Source organism: Mesorhizobium ventifaucium, assembly GCF_935822925.1.
In the GTDB taxonomy this organism is placed as follows: domain Bacteria; phylum Pseudomonadota; class Alphaproteobacteria; order Rhizobiales; family Rhizobiaceae; genus Mesorhizobium; species Mesorhizobium ventifaucium.
In genome coordinates, this window is sequence record NZ_CAKXZS010000064.1 from 1 (window position 1) to 4,671 (window position 4,671).

Below are 4,671 nucleotides of genomic sequence, written 5' to 3' on the forward strand. Positions count from 1 at the left end.
CCGAACAGCGTCCAGTCGAAGCCAACCAGGCCGGTGAGCAGCAGGATCAGCACATTGATCAGATTGTGCGCGGCGTTGGTATTGAACCAGTTCATGGCTTAACCTTTCCAAACAAGGAGGGGACCTTTCGAAACAAGGAGAGGATTGCGGCGACCAACGGAGCCAGCACTGCGGCCCATGATCCGGGCAAAGGGCCGGGCAACGGTCCGGGCCCAGCCTCGCCCGGCTTTGGCCCTGAAGGCGCAGGAATGTTCGGCTGCGGGATCGGAACGGGCGCCGGAGGCTGCACTGGGGCGGTGGGCGGCCACGGCGTGTCCCTGATCCCGGACCATTTGCGGAACGCCGCGGCAAGCCTGATATCGTAGGCGTTCTTCCCATAGGATGCGCCGTTGTAGCCCTTGGCAAAGCCGGCCCAGTCGTGAGCGCGCAATTTGCCGTCGAGCCGGTTGGCGGCGATGAAATTGACCGCCGCCGCCAGCTGCAGCGCCTCGTCCTCCATCATGGCTTCGACCATGGCCTGCACGGTGGGGAAGCCGGCCGCCCTGAAATTCTCGCCGAGAACCTGGCCAAGCCCCCATGACGCCGATCTGAGCGCCGCCGTCTCGTCGATGGCGCAGGCGGCTTTCAGGCGCGGATAGCTGTCGCTTGGATAAGGCTTTTCGCCCCATTTGGCATAGGCAAGGCCGGCCGCTACCGCCTTTGCCCGCGCCGCGCCCGCCAAATTGCGATAAAAAACATGTGGCTCGAACAGGATGACCGGCCGGCCCTGGGCGTCGAAGCCATGCCCGCTGGTTCGACATCGAGAAAGGCGTGGATCTCGTCTTCGCCGACGCCGATCCTGGCGCCGAGTTTTGGCAGATCGAGATCGTCCAGCCGCCTGGCGGCGCCCTTGAAATTGGCATCCATGGTCTTGTCCTTTCCCAGGTTGATGTTTGCAGGCGCCAGGTTGATGTTTGCAGGCGATTGTGTGAAATGAGCCAAAACTGCGGGGATTTGCCGATGTCGCAACAGGAAGGAACGGCGCGCTGGACGGTGAAGGCCGAGCTATGCGCGGTCGGCCGCGACAAGCCGCTGCTTGTGGCGCTGGCGGTGATCCTGTGCCTCTATTGCGGGCTGATAGCCGGGCCGATCGTCTATGCGTTCCTGGCCATCCAGGGCATGGCGTATTTCTTCAAGTGACGGTGTCGACCAGTTGAGAGCAGCTCGACCCGTCCTGCCGCCTGAACCGAAATTGCCTTAGCCGGGATGAGACTGCTGCCATGAACCGTTCATACCCCGTGGGACTCAGGTGCGGGAGGGCGCGTGACATTAAGGATCAGGCTTCCGGGGGGGACCTTGAAGATCAAGACGAGGGACAAGCTGCGCCGCCGCGAGCAGAAGCGCGAGGTCCCGGTCTGGCAGGTCGGAAATTACTTCATCATCTGGTGGCCGAGCAGCATGTCCGGGCGCTCGCCAAAACGATGATCCGGAAGCCTGCGCCCCGACCGTTCCGGAAACGGTCCCGGAAGATAGCCGCAGAAACGATGACCGGCCTTGACTCTTCCGCAACGGAAGCTCTCTAGTTGCTGCATTGCACAACGGGGGTTGGGCGCCGCATACCGGTTCTGAAGATGGCCTCGCTGTATTTCACCTGGTGGTCGAACCGGCCCCGTCCTTTAAACGGCCAGCCGGATGCACCGGACGATCCTGACCAACCCCGGGCGACGCCTTGATGCCCTGAATCTCATCGGGCGCCTGCGCTCGAACCCTTCCCGGGATGAATCAAAAAACCATCGGCGGTTGACTCTTCCCTCTGGGAAGTTCTCTAATTGCTGCATTGCACATCATCATTGCCTTGCCGGCGGGAGTTGAACCGATGGCAGTGCGTATCAAATTGCCGGGCGGCACCTTGAAGATGAAAGTCTATCGCGAATTGCGGGTGCGCGAACGCGAGCGCCGCGTGCGGGTGATGAAGATAGGTTCGCTGTATTTTATCTGGTGGTCGAACAGCCAGCCTCACGACAAGCCGCAAGACAGCCGTCATTAGCGGTTGCCCCGTTCGCCAGCGCACCTTTGGGCGCGCAAGGACGCTCAAAGTTGTCAATCGCAGGCACCATCTCACTTGTAAGACGCTGCAATTCCCGAATTAACTCACAGACTTGATCATCTCCGTGGACAATCAAGCCGGTTACAATACGAACGGGCTCGTTTTTCGAAGTGCCGGCCTCATCGGTATAGATAAGGCGCACCAGCTGCCCCTCTGCCATTGACCTGAACCACAAGATGCGCGGAGCAAGCCATGCCACGAATCAAGATCATTCCTTCATCGTTCGTACCTTTTGGATATATGAAGTACAATATGCGGGCACAGGCTCGTTGCCAGCGGCCGTGTCAAGCCAAACGAATTAGAGCGTGAACACCTCACGATCACACTTGCAAAGCGCAGGTGCTTGCCGCAAATGGTGGCTGCCCAACGGACCGGCCCCGGACAAATGCGAACTAAACTGCCGGTGTCGGCCATCGATTGCTTGGATCGAAAAGCGTTTGAGGGTTTGTGCCATCCCTGCGTCATTATGGAAACCGACGGCGAGCACGATGCGCGGGCACCGTTGAAGTAGCTTGTATGCAAATGCCACAACGGGCAACTCATGCTCTGCGACGGATTACAGGTTATCGCCGAGAGGCAGCAACAAACACGATACGGAAGACACTGACATGCCTTTTGTGCCGCCCTTCCTGCAACGCTTAGCGGGCGTCAATGTCGGCGCCGGCACCAAGATGGCCATTCAGAGCGTCCGCACTGCCCGCCGTGGCCATCACTCGATCGGCGAGGGCGGGATCATTAACTGCTACTTTTCGTTTGATCGACCAGAAGCGCAGATCACGATCGGGCGGCGCTGCTACATCGGCAAGAGCCACCTAGTCGCCGCAGAACATATCACGCTCGGCGATGACGTCGTTATTTCCTGGGGCACGACGATTGTTGATCACAACTCGCATTCCCGGGATTGGAAACAGCGAGCCAACGACGTCGCGGATTGGCATCAGGGAAAAAAGAACTGGGCGGGTGTCGGCATCGCCCCGGTAACGATCGACGACAATGTCTGGATCGGCTTCGGCGTGACAATCCTGAAAGGCGTCACGATCGGCAAGGGCGCAGTTGTCGGTGCCGCGTCCGTGGTTACGAAGGATGTCGCGCCCTTCACCATTGTTGCCGGTGTACCGGCTGCAAAGATACGCGATATTTCAGAAGAATATCTGACTACTTAGAACTTTAAGGAACTCCAATCATATAGGCCATGCTGCGCGTTGCGGCGTTAGGTGCGACTTGAGAAATTCAGTTCGCAGGTCGTATTTTTAGCCGTCCTTTTGTCCGGCCCGCCAGGTGCTGCTCATATGCAAGATGCCTGTGCCATTTGCCTATCCCCTCTCCGCGACATATTCGATGAAGCGCAAGGCGTTGCTGTCATGGCCGACGTCGCTGAAGTAAACCCCGTCTTGATAGGCTCCAGCGTCGATATAATCGAAACCATCAATCGGGATCGTCAGCACGTTTCGTGACCGGTATGTCTGGCGGATAGCGCCAAGCGCCGCCCGCCAGTGTAGCTACCATGCCAGGCCGAAGACGGGCGCGTCGGCGGCATCGCAAGGATACGAGGTGCGGCAGCTGCCTCCAGCGTATTAAGCACCGCAGTGATGTTCGTGGAAATCGTAGCCGGCCCGATACTAAAACTGTCGTTGATGCCAAGCGCGAGTATCGGCACGAACTTGCCGCCAGCATAGCTCGCTTGGACGATTGCCGAGGTAAGGCGCGCCGTATTAGATGACGCGAAGGTATAGCTCCCATGCGCGGTGATGCTGTCAGCGATCAGGCAGAGCACGTCGTTGTTGGCGATGTGCTCTGCCATCTTGGCCCGGAAGCCATCATAAAGATCGAACAGCGACGGGCGAGCCGGAACGAAGAACCTCCGGCCGCCGACGTACGGCTTTCCGGACCCCCAAAAACCGTCGCCCGACTTGGGCATGACCGTCAGCGCAAAGCTGCCGGGCGGCACATAAGGATTTGGGTGAGCGGCCGCAGCTGATGCAAAGATGGCGGTCGCGTCAACGACGCCATTCGGGTCGGCGTCCGCCAGCAAGTTCATGCCGGTGTTCTGTGTGCCGCCTGTCAGAGCCCGCGCAGCGTCGGCGATGAGGCCAGTTTTGATCGTGAACGCAACCTCATATCGGTGCAGGGTCGATGACGCCACAATAGCGCCGTTCGACAGCACGCCAGACCTGATCCATGCAGCGATGCCTTGCGCGTTGACGCTGCTCTGAAACTTGTAGCCGCCGCCGCTGATCGCCGGATACTGCCCCGCTGCAATCGGTATGCTGAGGGGGATTTCGCTCACACCATTGGCCAACGTGATCTGATGCGTGCTGATCACGTTGACGGTTAGATCGCCATTGTACTGGATCACGTGAATGTTGGCCGTGCCGGCGCCGCTGGCACCGACATCGACTTCGGTGATGTAACAATCGGCCGGCGCTGGCGTTTGCATGACGACGCTGTAGTTCATCGGGGTATTCGTGCCGGTGTCGACCAGGTTCGGCCAGCCGACCACCTGCTCAGTGCCTGGTGGGTGATGGTGGTGGCGATCACCGTCGCCTTCTTCTTCGGCCGCGCCGGCATGACCATCCTGTTCGCGC

Annotated in this window: 8 protein-coding genes; 4 read left to right on the forward strand and 4 right to left on the reverse strand. The window is 59.5% G+C overall.

Annotated features, from left to right (window positions below; all coding sequences use genetic code 11):
• Nucleotides 1-91: 91 nt before the first annotated feature.
• Nucleotides 92-754 carry an N-acetylmuramidase family protein gene (locus tag NMG70_RS30600; protein ID WP_367185627.1) on the reverse strand — a complete coding sequence of 221 codons (663 nt, stop codon included), beginning with the start codon at nucleotides 752-754 and terminating at the stop codon, nucleotides 92-94.
• Nucleotides 691-906, reverse strand: coding sequence for a hypothetical protein (locus NMG70_RS30605; RefSeq protein ID WP_254027931.1), 216 nt, complete (start codon nucleotides 904-906; stop codon nucleotides 691-693). Before NMG70_RS30605 ends, NMG70_RS30600 begins: the two co-directional genes overlap by 64 nt.
• A 93-nt stretch (nucleotides 907-999) precedes the next feature.
• Here NMG70_RS30605 and NMG70_RS30610 point away from each other — a divergent pair, with 93 nt between their 5' ends.
• The 4 genes from NMG70_RS30610 to NMG70_RS30620 all read left to right on the forward strand — a co-directional run bounded on the left by NMG70_RS30610 (nucleotide 1,000) and on the right by NMG70_RS30620 (nucleotide 3,249).
• Nucleotides 1,000-1,179: a hypothetical protein gene (locus tag NMG70_RS30610; RefSeq protein ID WP_254027932.1), complete on the forward strand. Its 180-nt coding sequence runs from the start codon at nucleotides 1,000-1,002 to the stop codon at nucleotides 1,177-1,179.
• A 156-nt stretch (nucleotides 1,180-1,335) separates the two neighbouring features.
• The gene (locus NMG70_RS32740; protein ID WP_301555199.1) at nucleotides 1,336-1,464 is read left to right on the forward strand and encodes a hypothetical protein; all 129 of its coding nucleotides are present in this window, start codon (nucleotides 1,336-1,338) and stop codon (nucleotides 1,462-1,464) included.
• A gap of 391 nt (nucleotides 1,465-1,855) precedes the next feature.
• Entirely contained in the window at nucleotides 1,856-2,026 is a 171-nt protein-coding gene (locus NMG70_RS30615; RefSeq protein ID WP_254027933.1) for a hypothetical protein, read from the forward strand.
• A 668-nt stretch (nucleotides 2,027-2,694) separates the two neighbouring features.
• On the forward strand, nucleotides 2,695-3,249 hold the full coding sequence (locus tag NMG70_RS30620) for an acyltransferase (protein WP_254027934.1): 555 nt from the start codon (nucleotides 2,695-2,697) through the stop codon (nucleotides 3,247-3,249).
• 150 nt (nucleotides 3,250-3,399) lie between these two features.
• Here NMG70_RS30620 and NMG70_RS32745 read toward each other — a convergent pair whose 3' ends face one another.
• Together NMG70_RS32745 and NMG70_RS30625 are read right to left on the reverse strand one after the other, a co-directional pair.
• Entirely contained in the window at nucleotides 3,400-3,531 is a 132-nt protein-coding gene (locus NMG70_RS32745; RefSeq protein WP_301555200.1) for a hypothetical protein, read from the reverse strand.
• A partial coding sequence (locus NMG70_RS30625; protein ID WP_254027935.1) for a hypothetical protein occupies nucleotides 3,525-4,671 on the reverse strand: 1,147 nt, incomplete at its 5' end. The genes NMG70_RS30625 and NMG70_RS32745, both read right to left, overlap by 7 nt.